The sequence below is a fragment of the Sphingomonas sp. CFBP8993 genome, from assembly GCF_034044895.1.
In the GTDB taxonomy this organism is placed as follows: Bacteria; Pseudomonadota; Alphaproteobacteria; order Sphingomonadales; family Sphingomonadaceae; genus Sphingomonas.
In genome coordinates this window covers 128966-149760 of the sequence record NZ_JAXCWU010000004.1, presented here as the reverse complement: position 1 = coordinate 149760, position 20795 = coordinate 128966, and the positions used below count along the sequence as shown (strand labels likewise).

At 67.0% G+C, this 20795-nt stretch carries 12 protein-coding genes; 5 read left to right on the top strand and 7 right to left on the bottom strand.

Annotation, left to right across the window (positions count from 1 at the left end; translation table 11 throughout):
- Nucleotides 1-16: 16 nt before the first annotated feature.
- From SOM26_RS09525 to SOM26_RS09510, 4 genes are read right to left on the bottom strand one after another with little or no spacing between them, the layout of a single operon-like run.
- Nucleotides 17-1810 (bottom strand): glycoside hydrolase family 9 protein, encoded by a 1794-nt coding sequence (locus SOM26_RS09525; protein ID WP_320452488.1) that lies wholly within the window; start codon nt 1808-1810, stop codon nt 17-19.
- On the bottom strand, nt 1807-3420 hold the full coding sequence (locus SOM26_RS09520) for a tryptophan halogenase family protein (RefSeq protein ID WP_320452487.1): 1614 nt from the start codon (nt 3418-3420) through the stop codon (nt 1807-1809). The genes SOM26_RS09525 and SOM26_RS09520 overlap by 4 nt, the downstream gene beginning before the upstream one ends.
- Nucleotides 3417-4883 (bottom strand): tryptophan halogenase family protein, encoded by a 1467-nt coding sequence (locus SOM26_RS09515; RefSeq protein WP_320452486.1) that lies wholly within the window; start codon nt 4881-4883, stop codon nt 3417-3419. Before SOM26_RS09515 ends, SOM26_RS09520 begins: the two co-directional genes overlap by 4 nt.
- Nucleotides 4880-6397 (bottom strand): tryptophan halogenase family protein, encoded by a 1518-nt coding sequence (locus SOM26_RS09510; protein ID WP_320452485.1) that lies wholly within the window; start codon nt 6395-6397, stop codon nt 4880-4882. Before SOM26_RS09510 ends, SOM26_RS09515 begins: the two co-directional genes overlap by 4 nt.
- Before the next feature lie 302 nt (nt 6398-6699).
- On the opposite strand from SOM26_RS09510, the gene SOM26_RS09505 reads away from it, so the two are divergent.
- Nucleotides 6700-10086, top strand: coding sequence for a TonB-dependent receptor (locus SOM26_RS09505; protein ID WP_320452484.1), 3387 nt, complete (start codon nt 6700-6702; stop codon nt 10084-10086).
- Between the two features lie 178 nt (nt 10087-10264).
- Here SOM26_RS09505 and SOM26_RS09500 read toward each other — a convergent pair whose 3' ends face one another.
- The 3 genes from SOM26_RS09500 to SOM26_RS09490 form a co-directional block, all read right to left on the bottom strand.
- Nucleotides 10265-10858 (bottom strand): hypothetical protein, encoded by a 594-nt coding sequence (locus tag SOM26_RS09500; RefSeq protein WP_320452483.1) that lies wholly within the window; start codon nt 10856-10858, stop codon nt 10265-10267.
- A gap of 102 nt (nt 10859-10960) precedes the next feature.
- Nucleotides 10961-13312: a glycoside hydrolase family 31 protein gene (locus tag SOM26_RS09495; RefSeq protein WP_414712039.1), complete on the bottom strand. Its 2352-nt coding sequence runs from the start codon at nt 13310-13312 to the stop codon at nt 10961-10963.
- Nucleotides 13313-13630: 318 nt separating this feature from the next.
- On the bottom strand, nt 13631-15673 hold the full coding sequence (locus tag SOM26_RS09490) for a phosphocholine-specific phospholipase C (RefSeq protein WP_320452482.1): 2043 nt from the start codon (nt 15671-15673) through the stop codon (nt 13631-13633).
- 298 nt (nt 15674-15971) lie between these two features.
- On the opposite strand from SOM26_RS09490, the gene SOM26_RS09485 reads away from it, so the two are divergent.
- From SOM26_RS09485 to kdpB, 4 genes are all read left to right on the top strand, one after another.
- A complete protein-coding gene (locus SOM26_RS09485; RefSeq protein ID WP_320452481.1) occupies nt 15972-16823 on the top strand; it encodes a TorF family putative porin in 852 nt (283 codons plus the stop codon).
- Nucleotides 16824-16932: 109 nt separating this feature from the next.
- On the top strand, nt 16933-17022 hold the full coding sequence (gene kdpF / locus SOM26_RS09480; RefSeq protein WP_037531783.1) for a K(+)-transporting ATPase subunit F: 90 nt from the start codon (nt 16933-16935) through the stop codon (nt 17020-17022).
- Nucleotides 17023-17035: 13 nt separating this feature from the next.
- Nucleotides 17036-18739 (top strand): potassium-transporting ATPase subunit KdpA, encoded by a 1704-nt coding sequence (gene kdpA, locus SOM26_RS09475; RefSeq protein WP_320452480.1) that lies wholly within the window; start codon nt 17036-17038, stop codon nt 18737-18739.
- A gap of 15 nt (nt 18740-18754) precedes the next feature.
- A complete protein-coding gene (gene kdpB / locus SOM26_RS09470) occupies nt 18755-20791 on the top strand; it encodes a potassium-transporting ATPase subunit KdpB (RefSeq protein WP_320452479.1) in 2037 nt (678 codons plus the stop codon).
- The last annotated feature ends 4 nt before the right edge of the window (nt 20792-20795 follow it).

Below are 20795 nucleotides of genomic sequence, written 5' to 3'. Positions count from 1 at the left end.
TGGTGTTGGTGGAAATCTATCGGACTGGCACGGCCAGGTCGCTCGTCAGCCAGACAAGCGGCGCGTTCCAGTTGATCGCGACCTCGTTATGCGCATAGGCGCGCGCATCGTCGATCCAGCAGCGCATGCCCACGCAGCGACCCTGCAGCGATGCCGAGGCTTCGGGAAAGCTGGTGCTGTTCGCGCCGCCGCTCAGCACGCCGGGCGGGGGGCCGGGCATACGGGCGTCGACCTGATGCGCCCAGAAACGGTGATGCGGGTGCATCATCGGTTTCCAGCCGAAACCGCTGACATAACTCTGGTCGAGCGGGTTGCGGCCCAGCACATAGTCCATCGCATCGACCGCGCCGTCGCGGTAGCGCGCCTCGCCGGTGAAGCGGGCGGCGAGCGCCAGGATCATGCCGCGCCCCAAAATGCCGCTGTTCGAGCCCCAGCTATAGGCGGTCGAGGCATAGGGGATGTGATAGCCCGAGCGCGCTTCCTCGGCCAGGAAACGGTCGGCCAGCGCGACCAGTTTCGCACGCGCCGCCGCCCGCTCGGCGGGTGCCACGCCGCTCGCGGTCGCCAGCGTGATCGTGCCCAGCGCGGCGGTCGAGGCCCAGCTAGGCTCGCCGGACAGCGGCGCGGCGTGGAGCGGCATCCGGTGCAGCGCCTCGGCCAGTTCGGGCATGCCGGTCGCGGCATAAAGCTCGGCGGTCGCCCAATAGAGTTCGTCCGACAGGTTGTCGTCGCCGTAACCGCCGCTGCCGGTAAAGGCTTGCGCGGCATAGATGTCGGGATTGCGCAGCGCCGCCTCATACGCCTTGCCCGCCGCCGTCAGGCAGCGTTTGGCAAAATCCTTGTCCACGTTTCGCCAGATCCGCGCGCACTGCGCGGCGGTCGCCGCCAGGTTCAGCGTCGCGGCGGTGCTGGGCGGATAGAGCAGCCGCTCCTCGCGATCGTCGGCGGGCGCGGTGGGCAGGCTGGTCCAGTGGCGGTCGGCGACCTTGTGATGCGCCATGCCCCCGGCATCGACCGGCGTCAGCCGGTACGGCCCGCGCCCCTGCGGCCCGACCGGCAGGGACAGGGTCTGCCCCTGGGGCACCTGCATCGACAGCAGGAACCGCATCTCCCAACGCGTTTCGTCGAGCAGGTCGTTGATGCCGTTCCCCGCCTCGGGCAAGGCGGCGCTGCCATCGGCAAAGGGCGGCGCGACGGCATTGGCCTCGAACAGGTTTTGCAGCATCCATAGCGAGATGCCGCCATTGACGACATATTTGCCCTGGTCGCCCGCGTCATACCAACCGCCGGTCACGTCGAGCGTATAGGGACAGCCCGGCCACTGGGTGCCGGACTGGTCGGTGCCCTTGAAGCAGGACACGACTTCCTTGGGATGCCCCGCCGCCCGCGCCCATTCGGCACCCCCGGCAAAACGCGCCTCAATCGGCGTTCCGGCGCGCTGCTGATAGAAGAAGTTCAGCGCGGCGCGGGCCAGCGGGCGGTAGATATCGGGTGCGATCGCAAAGGCGTGGCTCACCTGGCCATCGATGCGCAGGCGATAGGTGCCGGGCGTCCGCACCGCGGCGAAGTCGATCTTCTGCACCGTGTCGCCCGAGGCGGCGTCGGGGCCGAACGGCACGCTCTGCCCGCGCGCGACGACGCTGCCCACTTCGTCCAGCACGTCCCAGGCCAGCGGCTTCGATCCCCCGGCGGCGATGATCGCGCGCTTGGCGGTGTCGGGTCGGAAGCCGACCTGGTTGAGATGCGGCCCCGGCGCATCGGTCGCGCCGATAGTCGCCAGTGCCAGCAAGGGCAGGGCAAGGCGCTTCACAACAGCGGGCCGTTGCCGGTGCCGCCGCCGGGCGCACGGGCGAAGTCGAACCCGCTATCGGCGGGTCGCCCCTTGGCCATGGCGGGGGCGAGTGGCGAGGGGGCGGTCATGCGCAGGAAGTCGCCATGGCTGGGCAGGCGTGCGGCGACATCGGCGTAACCGGCGCGCATCTGTTCCAGTGCCTGTGCGACCAGATTTTCGTCCAGCGCGTCGACGGCGGGTTCCCAGCTGTCGGGCACGATCCCCTGGCCCAGGCAGACCGCGACCCAACTGGGGTTGCTGAACAGGTCATAGCCTTCGCGGAACAACCGTCCCTTGCCTGCCCATAAATCCATCTTGCGCGCCAGGCTGTCGGGCACGTCCATGGTGCGCACGCGGTTCCAGAAGGGCGTGTCGTCGCGTCGGGTCGCCTTGTAATGCAGGATGATGAAGTCGCGCACATCCTCATACAGGTCGTGCATCTGGCGGTTGAACTCGTCGCGTTCGGCCGGATCGAACCGCTTGTCGGGGAACAGCGCCACCAAACGCTGGATCGCGGCCTGGACCAGATGGATGCTGGTCGACTCCAGTGGTTCGAGAAATCCGCTCGACAGGCCGAGCGCCACGACGTTGCGGTTCCAGCTCTGCCGCCGCCGCCCGGCGGTGAAACGCAGATGGCGGGGATCGCCCAACTGCTCGCCCTCAAGGCTGCCGAGCAACTGCGCCTCGGCCGCCTCGGCATCCAGATAGTCGCTGCAATAGACCAGGCCGTTGCCCATCCGATGTTGTAGCGGGATACGCCACTGCCACCCGGCATCGCGCGCGGTCGAGCGGGTGAAGGGATCGGGCTCGGCCGGGTCGGGCAAGGCGCAGGGGGCCGCGACCGCGCGGTCGCAGGGCAGCCACTGCGCATAGCTTTCATACCCGGTTTCCAGCGCCTCCTCGATCAACAGGCCGCGAAAGCCCGAGCAGTCGATGAACAGGTCGCCCTCGATCCGCCGCCCATCGGCCAGCGTCACCGATTCGACATAGCCGTCGTCCGGGCGGAGGTTCACCGCGTCGATACGCCCCTCGATCCGCGTCACGCCACCGCGTTCGGCATAGCCGCGCAGGTAACGCGCATAGAGCGAGGCGTCGAAGTGGAAGGCGTAGAACAACTCGCGGATGGGTGAGCGCGCATCGGCCTTGGCGCGACCGAATTTGCCGCTCCGCGCCGCCATCGCGCTCATCGACCAGTCGGCGATGTCGGGCAGCGCGCGGCGGCTGCGTTCGCGCAGGTAGAGCTGGTGGAAATGGACGCCCTGCAGGTCCTGGCCATGGCGTCCGAAGGGGTGGAAATAGCGTTCGCCGCGCTGGCCCCAGTCGACGAACTCGATACCCAGCTTGAAGGTGCCGCCGGTCTTAGCGAGGAAGTCGTTCTCGTCCAGGCCGAGCATCTGGTTGAAGGTGATGATCGGCGGGATCGTCGCCTCGCCGACGCCGACCGTGCCGATCTCCTCGGATTCGACCAGCGTGATCTGGGTATAGCCGTTGTTCAGCAACCGGGCGAAGGCGGCGGCGGCCATCCACCCCGCCGTGCCGCCGCCGACGATCACGACCCGGCGGATCATCTGGTCATGCTTAGGGGTCATCGGGCAAGGCGCCTCATCTGGGCCGCACGCCACTGGGCATGGGCGGGGGTGTGCGGAAGGGCGGCGGCGATCGCGTCGGTCATCCGCGCCATCATGCGGTGCACGTCGCCGGGCGAGGTGGAATGAACCAGCGGATCGACCCGGCGCGGCAGGAACCCCTGACCCAGCAGGATCGCGGCCCAGCTGTCGCGGGTGAAGGTCTCTTCCTCATAGAAAGGCAGGCGACCGCGTTCGGCGAACTGGGCGAGCGTATGCGCCAGGCCGGGTGGCGGCGCGGCCTGCGCCACCGTGTGCCACATCGGTTCGGAGCGGTGCGCGGTGCGGTAATGCGCGGCCAGGAAATCGCGCACCCGCTCCGCCTCGGCCAGCGTCTGGCGGTTGAAGTCGGCGGCTTCGACCTCGGCCATGTGGCGGTCGGGCAGCATCGCGATCAGCCGGTCGATCGCACTCAGCGCCAGATGGAGGTTACACCATTCCAGCGGCTCGACCTGGGTGGCGGCGTCGCCGATGGCGATGCAGTTGCCGCGCCAGGGGCAGGGGCGGGTGCCGGGGCGGATCGCGATGACTGCGTCGGCCGTCGTGCCCAGCATCGCGGCGGCATCGGCGTCGGACAGATGCGATGCGCTATAGGCGATGCCGCGCTGCTCCCCGCTCGACCAGCGCCATCCGGCGGCGTGCGCGGTCACCTCGGTCAGGACAGTCGCACCTTCGCCCGCCGGGGCCATCGCCAGCAGCACGCGGTCGCAGGGCAACCATGCTTGCCAGTCCCGCCATTCCTCGTCCACCGCCTCGCGCAACGTGGCGGCGGGGCCGGTCGCGTCGACATACAGGTCCGCCGTCACGGTCCGCCCGTCGATCAGCGTCACGCCGGTCACGAAGCCACGCGCATCGACCGAAACCTCTTCGATCTCGCCCGGCATCTCGATCACGCCGACATGGGTTGCGAAGGCGCGGATCATCGCCCGCTGACGATCGAGGTCGAGGGTCAGGCCGTAATCATGCCCGGCAAAGGGCGTGTCGGGCGTCGGCGGTACGAACCGTCCGGCGCGGGCAAGGTGCGCGGCGGGGGAGAACGCATCAAAGGGTGCGACCGTACCGTCCTGCGCCGCGCGGACCCAGTGGAGGTGAAACGCCGCCGAGCCGATCGGGTGGCCATAGCCGTCATAGGCATGGACATAATCCGGCCGTCCCTCCGCCCAACCGACGAAGCGCGTCCCCAGCCGATAGCCTGCGCCGGTGCGGGTCACCCCGTCATCCTCGCCGATGCCCAGATCGACCTGGAAACCGGGCAGCGAGGGCAGGGTGCAGGCGATGCGGTCGGCCAGCGCATCCGCTGCCGGAGGGGTGGCGAGCAGTGTCACGGTCAGGAACGGTGCCCGGCGCTTCAGCGCGGCGGCGGCGTACCAGGCGGTCAGCCCGCCCCCGACGACCAGCACATGGTCGATGCGATCGGCGGCGCTCATGCCGCGGCCATCGGGCAGTAGCGTTCCAGAAAGGCGCGGTGGCCGGGCCGCGTGCCGACGTCGGCCGCGATCTCGGCGCGCAGATCGCCGACGGCGCGCAGCAGATCGGGGGCGGCAGCCATGTCGGCACGCGGGTCCCAGCCTTGGGGAACGATTCCCTGGCCCAGATAGACCGCGATCCAGCTGGCATCCAGGAAGACGCCCTCGCGATACTTCACCACCCGCGCCCGCCTGCGCCACAGCTCCATCTTCTCGGCCAGGCTGTCCGGGATGGGCATGGTGCGGACATAGTTCCAGAAGGGCGAATCGTCGCGCGTCGTGGCGTGGTAATGCAAGATCAGGAAGTCGCGGATCCGGTCATATTCCAGGTCGATGATCCGGTTGAACTCGTCGCGGTCGGACGCGGCCATCTCGCGCGTTGGGAACAGCTCGATCAGGGCGGTGATCGCCTGCTGCACCAGATAGATGCTGGTCGATTCCAGCGGTTCCAAGAACCCGCTGGCCAGCCCGATGGCGACGCAGTTGCCGACCCAGCTGCGACGGCGACGCCCCGCCTTGAAGCGAAGCTGGCGCGGTGCGGCTAGCGGCGCGCCCTCGACCGCCTGCTCCAGCGCACGTGCCGAGTCGGCATCGCTGATGAAGTCGCTGGCATAGACATAGCCGTTGCCGGTGCGATGCTGGAGCGGGATGCGCCAGCGCCATCCGGCGGGCATGGCGATCGCGCTGGTATAGGGGGTGACGGCGGTTTCGGTCCGGCACGGCATCGCCACCGCGCGGTCGGTCGGCAGCCAGCGCGACCAGTCCTCGAACGGCTCCTCCAGCGTCTGGCCGAGCAACAGCGAACGAAAGCCCGAACAGTCGATGAACAGGTCGCCCTCGACACGCTCGCCGCTGTCCAGCACGACCGCGCGGATCAGGCCGCTTTCGCTGTCCCGCTCGACATCGACGACCATCCCCTCGGTCCGCACCGCGCCCGCGTCCTCGGCCAATTGCCGCAGATAGGGCGCGAACAGCAGCGCATCAAACTGATAGGCATATCCGAAGGTCGAGGGCAGGCCACCCCGCACCTGATCGGGATGATCGAACCGGGCCTGACGGGCGAGCTTGCAGGCATAGGATACGTCGTCCAGCGGCGGCAGGTTGTGCCCCTCGTGCAGCAACCGGGCCCAATAATGGTGAAAGTCGATCGCGCCCGCCCCGCGTCCGAACGTGCCAAAGGGGTGGATGTAACTGTCACCGATCCGGCCCCAGTCGCGAAACTCGATACCCAGCTTGAAGGTGGCGGCGGTGCGCGCCATGAAATCGGCCTCGGAAATGCCCAGCCGTTCGTTGAATGCGCGGATATGGGGCAGGGTGGCCTCGCCCACGCCGACCACGCCGATCGCGTCCGATTCGATCAATCGAACGCTGCACTGTCCCGAAAGGAGACGCGTGAACGCGGCGCCGGCCATCCAGCCTGCCGTACCGCCGCCCACAATGACGACCCGAACCTTGTCGTTTGTCACCTTTGTCATCCACTCCCGACCCACCGAATTCGTAGGCCATTTTTCTTATTCCATGGCGTGGGTTACGGCTTCCTGCAATCCACCCTGAAAGCCAGCGTGGCAGGAATGTCGCACCTTGTCCCGGATCGGACGCTTATAAGTTAAACATCTTGTCGAAATGTTGCTGGTAGCGCAATCACGAGTCTGCGGTTCAGGCCAATAGGCACGATCGCGACCTAATATAACGTGACGCCAATGGGGCGCCCGACCAGGGGGGGATGACCGATATGCGCAGCGCTGCGCCGCTAAATGCCAATCGTTTCAATCGGCTTATGCTCGGCGCGTCCGCCGGTGCTTTGTGCATCGCCGCGCTGACCACGCCCGCCTTCGCACAGACCACGACCGATCCGGACCAGAGCGCTTCGTCGCCGACCGGTGCCGTCGCGGGTCAGGGTACGGCAGGATCGACCACGCCGCGCACCAGCGCCAGCGTCCAGGCCGCTGGGGCGCAGCCGCCCGCGGGCGATGCCGAGAATACCACCAACGAAGTCGTCGTCACCGGCATCCGCCAGAGCCTGGCCAACGCCCAGACGATCAAGCGCAATTCGGACACGGTCGTCGACGCGATCACCGCCAGCGATATCGGTGCGCTGCCCGACCGTTCGGTCACCGAGGCGCTTCAGCGCGTTCCCGGCGTGTCGATCAGCCGCTTCGCCGCCGCCAACGACCCCGATCACTTCTCGGTCGAAGGTTCGGGCGTCGCGGTGCGCGGCCTGACCTTCGTCCGCTCCGAATTCAACGGCCGCGACACCTTCTCGGCCGGTATCGGTGGCCAGGCGATCAACTTCTCGGACGTGCCCGCGGAATTGCTGGGTTCGGTCGAGGTGTACAAGAACGCCACTGCCGAGCTGATCGAGGGTGGTCTTGCCGGTACCGTTAACCTGAACACCCGCAAGCCCTTCGACAACAAGGGCTTCCACCTGGGCTTCACCGCCGAGGGCAATTACGGCGACTTCAAGAAGAAGTGGTCGCCGACCGGCTCGCTGTTGGTCAGCGATACCTGGGACACCGGCATCGGCCGTTTCGGCCTGCTCGGCAACGTGTCCTATTCGCGCGTTCGCAGCCGCGCCGACAGCATCCGCATTACCAACATCCAGACCCGCGACAACACGCTGGCGCTGGCGGCGAACTCGACGACCGCACAGAACTGCCGCAACCCGTTGCCCGGCACGGTCGACCAGACGACGCTGCCCGTCGGCGGCACGACCGGTTTCGCGTGCGGCGCGGCCAGCACGCCGGGTGCGGACGGCAATCTCGACCCGGCATCGCTGCGTTACGCCCCGATCGGCGGCCAGTTCGCGACGCAGGAGTTCGATCGCAAGCGTGACGGTATCGCGCTGGCGGGCCAGTGGCAGAGCACCGACGAGCGTACCGTCCTGACCGCGCAGTTCCTGCGTACCCACACGATCAACAACACCTCGGAGCGGACTTTCGAAACCGCGCCGGATCTGGCCGAATACAACACCTTTCCGGTCGGTTGCGTGCAGAACAACGCGGGTCCGGCCAACTCGACGATCGCGCAGTGCCCCACCGGCACGACCAAGAACTATGCCTATGACGCGAACGGCCTGTTCCAGTCGGGCTATATCACGGCACCGGGCAACGGTTACCGCGCATCGTGCAGCGGCCAGGCGACCTGCTGGGTTCCCACCGGCGGTACGCAGCAGTCGCTGGCGCGTGGCATGACCCGTGACGAGAACACCGTCACGGATTTCGGTCTGAACCTGAAGACCCAGCTGAACGATCACCTGTCGATCAACCTGGACGGCGACTATACCCGTGCCAAGAAGACCAGCACCGATTTCCGCGTGTTCGGTTCGACTTTCGCGGATTCGGAGCTCGACCTGTCGGGCAGCCTGCCGATCGTGACCCCGCACAAGCCCTCGACGCTGCAGGCAAGCTGGGCCACGCCCAACCCGACGCTGAACCAGCAGACCGACTCGCAGTATTTCGCCAACCGCAATGTCCAGTTCTGGCGCGCGGCGATGGACCACCTGGAAGACAGCGTGGGCCGCGAATATGCGTTCAAGGCGGATGTCGACTATAAGTTCGACGACGGCAGCTTCTTCACCCACGCCAAGTTCGGCGCGCGTTATGCCGACCGTTCGTCGCAGGTCCGCTACACCACCTATAACTGGGGTGCGCTGTCGGAAGTGTGGTCGGGCACGAACCCGGTGTCGTTCGCGCAGGCACCCGGCCAGACCGAGCTGTATACCTTCCCGAACTTCTTCCGTGGCGCGACCAACGGTGCGCCGTCGGCCTATTACTATACGGGTGACCTGAGCGGGAATTACCAGCAGTCTGCGGCCTATATCCAGTCGATCGGCAATCTGTGGAAGACCGCCAACGGTTCGACCGCCACCACCTGGTCGCCGCTGGCGCAGCGGGCGGGCGTGGTCGCGGGTACGCCGTATCTGCCTTCGGAAATCCAGGACGTGTCGCAGCAGGACAAGAACCTGTACGGCCAGCTGAATTTCGCCACCCCGGGCACCCTGTTCGGCAATGTGCGCATGAGCGGCAATGTCGGTGTCCGCTACGTCCTGACCGACCTTACCTCGGCGGGTTCGATCGGCGCCCCGACACAGCAGCAGACGGGCACGACCGACGCCTTCGCGACGCGTTGCGCCATCACGACCACCACCCGTCCGGACGGCACCACTGTCACGGGACGTCCGGCCGGCATCTGCCAGTTGGGCGAGGCGGCCTACAATAACATCGCCGCCTTCTCGACCGGCATCACCGTACCGGACACGGCGCGGAACCAGTATCATTACTTCCTGCCCAGCGCGAACCTGAAGTTCGGCATTGGGCGGGACGTGGTGCTGCGTCTGGCCGCGTCGAAGGTCATGACCCGTCCGGACTTTGCGAACATCCGCAACTTCCTGCAGCTGGGCTTCGACGCCAATAGCGGTCAGATCACGGCGACGGCGGGCAACCCCTATCTGAAGCCCGCGACCGCGTGGCAGTTCGACGCGACCGTCGAATGGTATTTCGCGCGCGTCGGCCAGCTGTCGGTCGACGTCTTCTACAAGTCGGTGCAGAACTTCTTCTACCAGTCGGTCACCAACCGCTCGATCACCAGCAACGGCATTACCCAGTCGGTGCTCGTCCGTGGCCCGTCCAACTTCGACGGCACCGGCAAGATCAAGGGTGCCGAGGTTGCCTATCAGCAGACCTTCGACTTCCTGCCGGGTCTGCTCAGCGGCTTCGGTGCCAGCGGCAGCTACACCTATATCGACAGCTCGGGCCTGCCCAACTCGTTCCTGAACGGTGGTGCGCCTGCCAACACGTCGAACATCAAGCCGGGCAACATCCCGCTCGAGGGTCTGTCGAAGCACACGGTCAATGCGGCCCTGTTCTACGAAAAGGGTCCGGTCTCGCTGCGTGCGGCGTATAACTGGCGCTCCAAGTATCTGCTGACCCCGGCGGACGTGATCTTCCCGTACACCTCGATCTATCAGGATGCGGGCGGGCAGCTCGACGCCTCGGCGTTCATCAACCTGAACAAGTATCTCAAGATCGGCGTGCAGGGCGTGAACCTGGCCAACCAAGTCATCCGCACCGAGCAGGCCTATATCAGCGGTTCGACCGCGACCGCGCCGCGCTCGTACATCGTCAACGACCGCCGCTTCTCGTTCGCGCTTCGCGGCACGTTCTGATCCGGATTGCCGGCCGGACCTTTCGGGGTTCGGCCGGTACGTGTTGAAACAGAAAACCGCCTGCGTCCCCAAGGGGAGGCAGGCGGTTTTTTCATACCAACCTCCGCTCGGTCCGAGCGGAGTGTCGGGTACGGGATGGCCGACGCGGCAGACACACCGCCCCGGCCACCCCGCCGCATCAGTTCGCGGGCAGCTTCGACCGATCGAATTTCGGCCCCATGTCGAGCAGGAATGCCGGGCCGACCTCGACCACCTGTTTCGCGCCAGCCAGCTGGACCGAGACGTTAGCCTTGCCCGCCGCAAAGGCCTGGCCCGCGACGCCCGTCACGAAATAGCGTTTCCATGTCGATCCGACCTGAAGCGGTTCGCTGGTGATCGTCGGATAGGGAGGCTCGGAGCCACCCATGGCGACGGGGATCGGCACCGTCTGCCCCTCGGGCGCGTTCGGCGCGCGCAGGAAGATCATGGTGACCAGCGTGTCGCCCGATGCGATCGGCTTGACCGTCGGATAGGTGACGCCGCTGTCCCAGGGATTGGCCCCGGCCTTGGCGATCCTGACCTGCACGGCGTTGCCGCCGGGGATTCCGGCGGCGGGCACCTGCTTGGCGGTCTGGTTCGGACCGTAGGGCGTCCAGCCGATCCCCGGCGTGTTGATCGCCCTGTCGAAGATGCTGGGCTGTGCCGCGGCACTCGGCGCGCCCATAGGGGCGGCCTGGCCCGCAGCCCCTGTCGGCAGGGCCGCGACCAGCATGGCAATCACTCCGATCATCATCCTTCTCCCTCCTGTCGGCCGGATATTCCGGTCCGTTGCAAAACGATCGTATCGCGCGGGCAACAGGCGCCAAACCGCCTGTTCGGCGAGCCTGGCGTGCCGTTACCGACCGATGATCTTGACCAGCGGTTCGACTGGCTGACCGGTCGGCAGGCGGCCGCTGGCCGTCAGGCGACGGGCCTTGTCGTCCCAGCGCAGCGTCGCGCTGCGCCCGCCGGTCTTGCGCCAGGCGTTGGTGGCGCCGTCATCGTCATACAGCGTGAAATCGGCATCGCGTCCGGGATAGACGCGGATGCTCTCCAGCGCTTGCGTCGTCGCGGTGCTGGGCACCTGGGTGCCCATCGGCACGATCGAACCGGCGCGGACGAACAGCGGGATATGGTCGATCGGCGCGGCGGCCTCGATCCACTGGCCGCCAGTATAGCGCTTGTCGGTCCACCAGTCATACCAGTCGGCCCCGGCGGGCAGGTAGACGCGGCGCGACGTCTGGCCCTGTTCGGTGACGGGCGCGACCAGGAAGGCCGGTCCGAACATATATTCGTCGCCCAGATCCTTGACCGCCGGATCGTTCGGAAAGTCCATGAACAGCGCGCGCATGAAGGGCGCGCCGGTCTGGCTGGTCTGCCGCCCCAGCGCATAGATATACGGCATCAGCGCGTAGCGAAGGCGCAGGCTGCTCGCCAGGATCGGCTCCGCGGCGGTGCCGTAATCCCACAAAGCCGTGCCCGGCCGCTGGCCATGGATGCGCAGCGTCGGCGTGAAGGCGTTATACTGGAACCAGCGGACGAACAGTTCGGGGTAGTCGCGGTACGACGGCGCCATCGCGGTCGCCCCCGCCGGATCGACCAGCACCGGGTGCCGTGCCTCCGGCCCGTTCGGCCATTGCCAGCCGCCCGTATCGCTGGACCAATAGGCAATGCCGCTGGCGGTCATGCCCAAGCCTGCGGGCACCTGCCGCTTGAGCGCTTCCCAGTTGGACTGCACGTCGGACGACCAGAACAGGCAGCCATTGGCTTGGGTGCCGAGATAGGCGGCTCGGCACAGGATCATGTTGCGCTTGTCCGGCCGGTCGCGCGCCGAGCCCTCGGCGACGCTCGACGTGTGGAGCAGCGGATAGACGTTGCGATAGCGATCGCCCGACCCGATGGCATAGAAATGCCCCTCGGGCACCAGATCCGGCTCGGTCTCGTCCAGCCAGGCATAGTCGAAGCCCTGGGAGAAGATATTGTCGCGGATCTTGTCCCAGAACCAGGCGCGCGCCTCCGGATTGGTGCTGTCGATCAACGCGCCCGCCCGGTCGGAGCGGATCGGCAGGCCGTCGACCGGATTGCCGTCCTTGTCCTTCATCAACCAGCCCTTGGCCGCCAGTGTGTCGAACCAGCGGCTTTCGCGCTCGAAACGTGGCCAGATGCTGATGATGCTCTGCATCCCCATCGACTTGAGATGCGCGTTCATGCCCGCCGGATCGGGGAAGGCGGTGCGGTCGATGTCGAGCTGCCCCATCCGGGTCCAGTAGAACCAGTCGAGCACCATGATGTCGAGCGGCAGGCCGCGCTTGCGATAGCCGTCGGCGATCTCGGTCAACTGCCCTTGCGTCTCGTAGCGCGCCTTGCTCTGGATCAGGCCGAACGCGGCCTTGGGCGGCAACGGCGTCGCGCCGGTCAGCCGGGCGTAACCGGCATAGAGTTCGTCGGTCGTCTTGCCCGCGATCACGAAGAACGACACGCGCTCGCCGACATTGGAGGCGAATTTGGTCGCGTTCATCAGACCCGGCGAGACGGTCGTCGCGGACGGATTGTCCCACAGGATCGCATAGCCCTTGTCCGTCACCATGAACGGCACGCAGACGGACTCGCCGCCGGGGCGGTCATAGTCGTGGCGGCAGTCGATGGTGCGTCCGCGCAAGTCGAGCACGCCGTCCTGATACTGGCCGAGGCCATAATAATGGGTGTCGGGCGTGTCGGTGAAGCTGGCCCCGACGCGGAAGGTCTTCTCGCCCGAGACGGTGTGCGGCGCCTTTTCCCAGCCGTTCATGGCCGTCAGCGGCTTGCCGTCGGGACTGGCGAAGCTGATCGACACGGGCGGCAGCGAGGGCGCGAAATACCGCTCCATCTGGCTGGGCGGCTTGGGCCAGGGCTGGGCGGCGACCGTCACGGTCATGCCGGGCGAGGCGAAGACGTCGCCGGTCGTGTCGGCGCGGTGGGACCAACCGCTCGCGTTGCTTTTCGCGATCAGGCCATAGCCGGGCTTTCCTGCCGTCTCGCCGCGATCGGTGGCGATGGTGACGCGGACGATCCCGGGAGCGTAAGGCTCGACCGAGACGAGCGCGCCGTTACGCTCGACGGTGGCCAGCGGATCGGCGGTGAGGGCGACGGGAGCAACGCCCGCCAGCAGGACCGATAGCGCCAAGGCCCACCGACCGCCCAGCGCCATGGCGCGCGCATTGCCCCGCATATCCGTCCCCTAATAACAAAATTCATTTGTGTGAACGCTACCCTATCGCTGGTCCGGCGGGTGCGAAAGAGGGAATGACATGCGACGAAATCCGATTGCCGCACCCCCGGAAAAATGTCTCGGAAAGTGGGAACATAGCCCAATACCATGGACCACCCCGGCGAAGGTCGGGGTCCAGTTGGGAATCGTTTCCGGTAACTCAGACTCGTCTCGCAACTGGGCCCCGGCCTTCGCCGGGGTGGTGCTGGGAGAGTTTCGCAGAGGAATCCCTGGGGAGGCGCTCAGCGCAACTCCCTATAATGCCGTCTCGACTGAAGGTCAGGCACGGAACGGATCGCTGACGGTCGCGCGGCCGGACCTGTCATGCCGTCCGGCCAGCCGCAGGCGGTAGTGCGGATCGTTCGCCCGCGTCAGGGTGACGTCATACCAGCCCAGCGCCTTGTCCAGCGATAAGCGGTGGCGACCGGGCTTGAGCGGGCGAGGCGCTGGCGAGGCTTTGCCGGGTTCGAGCCGAACGATCGACAGGTCGGTCAGCGTCAGCGGCACGGTCACGATCAGCGCGTCGTCCTCCAGCCGCGTCTCGACGGCCAAAGCGCGCCCGGCGAAATGACGGTGGAAACCGTTGGGGCCCAGCACCCACAGGTCATGGGGGGCGGGCCAGACATCCTCCAGCTCGGTGCCCGCCGCCAGCACATAGCGGCGCGGGACTTGGTCCAGGGCGTGGCGGTCATAGACATGGAAGACCGCGCCCGCGCCTTGCGCATGGAAGCGCAGGCGAACGCCCGCTGGGTCGGCGCTACATTGCACGTCCAGCCGGTATGACAAAGGGCGGGCACGGCGGATGCCGGGTTCCTGGCTTGGCGCGCCGGTCGCGGCGGGGGCCTGCGGGTCGACCTGTCCCTTGATCGCGGCGGCGCGGACGGCCAGCGCGCGCGGGTCAGGCAGCATAGGCAGTCCGGCATCGCTCCCGGCAAAGTCGAACGCACTGGTCAGGTCGCCACAGATGGCGCGCCGCCAAGGGGCGATATTGGGTTCGTGAAACCCGAACCGCGTCTCCAGGAAACGGATGACGCTGGTGTGGTCGAACGCTTCCGAATTGACCCAGCCGCCCCGGCTCCACGGTGAGACGACATACATCGGCACGCGCGGCCCCAGGCCATAAGGGCGACCGCGATAGGCGGGCCTGTCCAGGTCCGCATCGCCGGTCGAGGCCACGTCATGATAGGCCCCGGCCAGACCGACGGTCGACCCGCCCAGCAGCCGGCCGTCCGCATCCCGAGAGGGCGGCGCGGGCGGGGGGACGTGGTCGAAGAACCCGTCATTCTCGTCGAACATCACGAACAGCGCGGTGCGCGCCCAGACCTTCGGATCGGCGGTCAGCGCGTCGAGCAGCTCGGCGGTATAGGCCGCGCCCTGAGCCGGGCTGGAGGGATTGGGATGTTCCGACCCCGCGGCGGTGGCGATGACATAGGACACTTGCGGCAATCGTCCGGCGAGCACATCGGCCTTCAGCGCGTCCAGCCCGCGCGTGGTCAGCGCCCGGTCCTTCAGCGCCGGGTCGCCGCGCCCGTGATGCGCCTCGCGATAGGCGTGGAAGCCGACCAGCGGGTTGTCGGTGAAATTGTCCGCCATGTCCTGATAGATGCGCCAGTCGATGCCCGCCGCCTGCATCCGTTCCGGCGTGGTGGTCCAGCGATACGGGTCGGCCGCGCCGCCATTCTCGACGAAGCTGTCATGCGAGTTGCCGATCGCCGGGCCGCCCGCCTGGCCGGAAGGGTCGTTGGTGCCGGTCCACAGGAACAGGCGGTTGGTATTCGTCCCCGTCTGCACCGCGCAGTGATAGGCGTCGCAGATCGTAAACGCCTCGGCCAAGGCGAACTGGAAGGGCAGGTCGGCGCGGGCATAATGGCCCATGGCACGCTGGTGCTTCGCCTCGGGCCAGTGGGCCATGCGGCCTTCGTCCCATGCGGCTTGCGCATCGGGCCAGGTGTGCGGTGTGCCTGCCATCCGCATCAACGCGAACTCCTTGTCCGTGTCGAGGTGGAAGGGCGAGACGAGGCGCGGGCCGTCCTTGGCCGTGCGGTCCCGTTGTTGCCAGACGGTGCGCGGCTCTCCGTCCGATGATGCCACCGGGATGGGGAAGCGGTCGCCGAACCCGCGCACGCCGCGCATCGTGCCGAAATAATGATCGAAGCCGCGATTCTCCTGCATCAGGATGACGACATGCTCGACATCGCGGATCGTGCCCGTGCGCCGGTCGGGCGGAATCGCGGCGGCGCGGGCGATGGCCGGGGGCAGGGCGGCGGACCCGGCCAGGGCGGCACCAGCGGAGAGGAGGGAGCGGCGGGAGAAGGTGACCATCGGTACGCCCATGGCGGAGATCGTTGACGTTTCGGTGACGCCTTTCTTTTCCTCCCCTGCAAGGGGAGGTGGCGCGCGCAGCGCGTCGGAGGGGTGTCCCGCTATCGAGAGGGTGACACCCCTCCGTCAGGGCTCCGCCCTGCCACCTCCCCTTCCAGGGGAGGAATGAGCGGCCACTATACGCCCTCTATATGCGAAACCGGGGGATCGCCCTCGCAATGCTACGGCGCTCGGGCCTAATTGCTCGGTCCTGGAGGTCGCCCAACTCACTCGTGGCGGCCTGTCCATAGGGGCATATATGAAGACCATGATGTTGAGCGCCGCCACGGCGCTGTTCGTGTTTCCGGCCGCCGCATCGGCGCAGACCGCCGAGACCGCGCCGCCGTCGCCGGTGACAGTCAGCGGGTCGGCCGCGATCGTCTCGGACTATCGCCTGCGCGGCATTTCGCAGTCGGACGAGCATATGGCGGTGCAGGCCGGCATCACGGCGACCCATGAAAGCGGCGTGTACGTCGGCACCTGGGCGTCGAACCTGGCGGGGTGGGGGACCTTCGGCGGCGCGAACATGGAGCTGGACCTGATCGGCGGGTACAAGACCAAGATCACGCCGAACGGTACGCTGGACGTGGGCCTGACCTGGTACATGTATCCGGGCGGCGCGAACAAGACCGACTATGCCGAACCCTTCGCCAAGCTGTCGGGCACGACCGGTCCGGTTTCGCTGACCGCCGGTGTCGCCTATGCGCCCAAGCAGCAGGCGATCGGCAAATGGTACAATAACGGCGCGAGCGCGGCGGCCGGTGCCTATGACAATCCCGGCGCCAAGAGCGACAACCTGTACCTGTGGGGCGACGGCGCGGCCGCGATCGCGGGCACGCCGTTCACCGCCAAGGCGCATATCGGCCATAGCTGGGGCATGGACGGGCTTGGCCCCAACGCGACCGCCCCGACGCCGACCGGCGATTATTGGGACTGGTCGCTGGGCGCGGACACGAGCTGGCACAACCTGACCCTGGGCCTGTCCTGGGTCGACACCAACATTTCCGACCGCAAGGCCGCCTATCTGCGGCCGAGCTTCAGCAAGGGGCAGGACGGCACCGGCAATATTGCGGGCAGCACCTTCCTCGCCACCCTCACCGCCGCCTTCTGAGGAGCATCGCACATGGACGATCTGATCTGGTTGCTGGTCATGGCCGGGCTGGTGGCGGCGACGCTCGCCTATGCCCGGCTGTGCGACCACGCGTGAGGGGGGCGAGACCATGACCCTCGACCTCTGGCTGGCGGCGCTGACCGCGCTTGGCCTTCTCGTCTATCTGGTGGCGGTGCTGATCCGCCCCGAACGCTTCTGAAGGAGGCGGCACCATGACGCTTCAAGGATGGGCCCTGATCCTGGGCTTCGTCGCGATCCTGCTCGCGCTGACCAAGCCGGTCGGTGCGTGGCTGTTCGCACTCTACGAGGGGCGGCGCACGCCCCTTCACCTCGTGCTCGGCCCCGTCGAGCGCGGCTTCTACAAGCTGTCGGGGATCGACCCGGACGCGCAGCAGGGCTGGCGTCGTTATGCGCTGCACATGCTGATCTTCAACGTCGCGCTGATGGTCCTGACCTATATCGTGCTGCGCGTGCAATATTACCTGCCGGGCAATCCGCAGGGGCTGGCCGGGCTGACCCCGCATCTGGCGTTCAACACCGCGATCAGCTTCACCACCAACACCAACTGGCAAAGCTATGGCGGCGAGTCGACCATGTCGAACCTGTCGCAGATGCTGGGCCTGACCATCCACAATTTCCTGTCGGCGGCGACCGGCATCGCGCTGGCCTTTGCGCTGTTTCGTGGCTTTGCGGGGCGTGAGACGAAGAATCTCGGCAATTTCTGGGCCGATCTGACGCGCATCACCCTGTATCTGCTGCTGCCGCTCTGCGTCGTCTATACCGTCTTCCTGATCGCCAGCGGCGTGCCGCAGACCCTGGCCGGTGTCGTCAGCGTCGACACGCTGGAGGGCGTGCGCCAGTCGATCCTGCTCGGCCCCGTGGCCAGCCAGGAAGCGATCAAGATGCTCGGCACCAATGGCGGCGGCTTCTTCAATGCCAATAGCGCGCATCCGTTCGAGAACCCGACCGCGCTGACCAACTTCGTCCAGATGCTGTCGATCTTCATGATCGGCTTCGGCCTGACATGGTGCTTCGGCAAGGCGGTCGGCAACACGCGCCAGGGCTGGGCGATCCTGTCGGCGATGATCCTGCTGTTCCTGGGCGGTGCGGCGGTCTGCTACTGGGCGGAAGCGGCGGGCAACCCCGTGCTGCACCAGCTTGGCGTCGCGGGCGGCAATATGGAGGGCAAGGAGGTTCGCTTCGGCGTCGCCGCCTCGGCCCTGTTCGCGGCCGTCACCACGGCGGCGTCGTGCGGCGCGGTCAATGCGATGCATGACAGCTTCACGGCCCTTGGCGGCATGATCCCGCTGTTCAACATGCAGCTGGGCGAAGTCGTCATCGGCGGCGTCGGTGCCGGTATCTACGGCTTCCTGCTGTTCGCCATCCTGGCCGTCTTTGTGGCGGGCCTGATGGTCGGTCGCACGCCCGAATATGTCGGCAAGAAGATCGAGAGCCGCGAGGTCAAGCTCGCTGTCCTTGCCATCGCCGTCCTGCCGCTGTTCATCCTGGGCCTGACCGCGCTGTCGTGTGTGACGCAGCAGGGGCTGGCCGGGCCGCTCAACAAGGGGCCGCATGGGTTCGGCGAAATCCTCTATGCCTTCACCAGTGCGGTAGCGAACAACGGTTCGGCCTTTGGTGGCCTGACCGCCGCGACCCCCTGGTATGACGGTCTGCTGGGCGTCGCCATGTGGGTGGGCCGCTTCTTCATCATCGTGCCGATGCTCGCCATTGCAGGCAGCCTGGCGGCGAAGAAGCATGTTCCCGCCTCGGCCGGTTCCTTCCCGACCACGGGTGTTCTGTGGATCGGTCTGCTCGTCGGCATCGTGCTGGTGCTGGGCGGCCTGACCTTCCTGCCGAGCCTCGCCCTTGGTCCCATCGCCGATCATCTTGCGATGATCCGCGGTCAACTCTTCTGATCGGGAGCGCCAGTCGTGGCCAATTCCCCTACCAAGAGCCTGTTCACCGCCGAGCTCGTGCTCCCGGCGATCAAGGCGTCGTTCGTCAAACTCAATCCGCGCGAGTTGATCCGCAATCCGGTGATGTTCGTGACTGCGGTGGTCGCCGCGCTCCTGACCGTCCTGCTCGTCGTCGGACATGACGGGCTGACCACCGGTTTCAAGCTGCAACTGGTCGTCTGGCTGTGGCTGACCGTGCTGTTCGGCACCTTTGCCGAAGCGTTGGCCGAAGGGCGCGGCAAGGCGCAGGCGGCGTCGCTCCGCGCCGCCAAGGCCGAACTGACCGCCAAGCGGCTGAGGGGCGCTGGCCATGAGTGGGAGAATGTCCCCGCCAGCGCGCTGAAGATCGGCGACGTGGTGCTGGTCGAAACCGGCGACCTGATCCCCTCGGACGGCGAGGTTGTCGCCGGTGTGGCTTCGGTCAACGAAGCCGCGATCACCGGCGAGAGCGCGCCCGTCATCCGCGAGGCGGGCGGCGACCGCTCGGCGGTGACGGCGGGCACGCGCGTCATCTCGGACGAGATCCGGGTGAAGGTGACAGTCAATCCGGGCCAGGGCTTCCTCGACCGCATGATCGCACTGGTCGAGGGTGCCGAGCGGCAGAAGACGCCGAACGAGGTGGCGCTGACCATATTGCTTGTCGGCCTGACCATCATCTTCCTGATCGCGGTCGGCACCATTCCGGGCTTTGCCTCCTATGCCGGTGGCAGCATCCCGGTGGCGATCCTGGCGGCGCTGCTGATCACGCTGATCCCGACGACCATCGCGGCGCTCCTGTCGGCGATCGGCATTGCGGGCATGGACCGTCTGGTCCGCTTCAACGTGCTCGCCAAGTCGGGCCGCGCGGTCGAGGCGGCGGGCGATGTCGACGTGCTGCTGCTCGACAAGACGGGCACCATCACCATCGGCGACCGTCAGGCGAGCGAGTTCCGTGCGGTCGGCGGCGCGGATGTCGACGCGCTGGCCGAAGCTGCGCTGATGGCCAGCCTGGCCGACGAGACGCCCGAAGGCCGCTCGATCGTCGTTCTGGCGCGCGATCAGTTCAAGGTCTCGATCGCCAGCCTGCCTGCGGACGCGGAGATCATTCCCTTCACCGCCCAGACCCGTATCTCGGGCGTGAAGATCGGTGACCGGCTGATCCAGAAGGGCGCGGTCGACTCGATCCTGCGCGCCCATCCGGGTGTGGGCGAGACGGCGGCGGCGACGCAACTCCGTCGCATCACCGACGAGATCGCGCGCGCGGGCGGCACGCCGCTGGCGGTGGCCGAGAATGGCCGTCTGCTGGGCGCGATCTTCCTGAAGGATGTGGTCAAGGCGGGCATTCGCGAACGCTTCGGCGAGTTGCGCCGCATGGGCATCCGCACGGTGATGATCACCGGCGACAATCCCCTGACCGCCGCCGCGATCGCCGCCGAAGCGGGCGTGGACGACTTCCTCGCCCAGGCGACGCCGGAGGACAAGCTCGACCTGATCCGCAAGGAACAGCAGGGCGGCAAGCTGGTCGCGATGTGCGGCGACGGCACCAACGACGCGCCCGCGCTGGCCCAGGCCGATGTGGGCGTGGCGATGAACACCGGCACCCAGGCCGCGCGCGAAGCGGGCAACATGGTCGATCTGGACAGCGATCCGACCAAGCTGATCGAGGTCGTCGGCCTCGGCAAGCAGCTGCTGATGACGCGCGGGGCGCTGACGACCTTCTCGGTCGCCAATGACGTCGCGAAATATTTCGCGATCATCCCGGCGATGTTCGTGGCGCTCTACCCGGGCCTCGGCGTGCTGAACGTCATGGGTCTGGCGACGCCGCAATCGGCGATCCTGTCGGCGATCATCTTCAACGCGCTGATCATTCCGCTCCTGGTGCCGCTGGCGCTGAAGGGCGTCACCTACAAGCCGATGGGGGCGGGCCCGCTGCTGGCACGCAACCTGGCGATCTATGGCCTGGGCGGCCTGATCGCGCCGTTCGTCGGCATCAAGATCATCGACCTTGTGGTCGGTGGCCTCGGGCTCGCATAAGGAA

Coding starts and splice junctions, on each gene's coding strand:
- SOM26_RS09520 (WP_320452487.1), bottom strand. CDS start 3,420: ATGACCCCTAAGCATGACCAGATGATCCGCCGGGTCGTGATCGTCGGC.
- SOM26_RS09515 (WP_320452486.1), bottom strand. CDS start 4,883: ATGAGCGCCGCCGATCGCATCGACCATGTGCTGGTCGTCGGGGGCGGG.
- SOM26_RS09510 (WP_320452485.1), bottom strand. CDS start 6,397: ATGACAAAGGTGACAAACGACAAGGTTCGGGTCGTCATTGTGGGCGGC.
- SOM26_RS09505 (WP_320452484.1), top strand. CDS start 6,700: ATGCTCGGCGCGTCCGCCGGTGCTTTGTGCATCGCCGCGCTGACCACG.
- SOM26_RS09500 (WP_320452483.1), bottom strand. CDS start 10,858: ATGATGATCGGAGTGATTGCCATGCTGGTCGCGGCCCTGCCGACAGGG.
- SOM26_RS09495 (WP_414712039.1), bottom strand. CDS start 13,312: ATGCGGGGCAATGCGCGCGCCATGGCGCTGGGCGGTCGGTGGGCCTTG.
- SOM26_RS09490 (WP_320452482.1), bottom strand. CDS start 15,673: ATGGTCACCTTCTCCCGCCGCTCCCTCCTCTCCGCTGGTGCCGCCCTG.
- SOM26_RS09485 (WP_320452481.1), top strand. CDS start 15,972: ATGAAGACCATGATGTTGAGCGCCGCCACGGCGCTGTTCGTGTTTCCG.
- kdpF (WP_037531783.1), top strand. CDS start 16,933: ATGACCCTCGACCTCTGGCTGGCGGCGCTGACCGCGCTTGGCCTTCTC.
- kdpA (WP_320452480.1), top strand. CDS start 17,036: ATGACGCTTCAAGGATGGGCCCTGATCCTGGGCTTCGTCGCGATCCTG.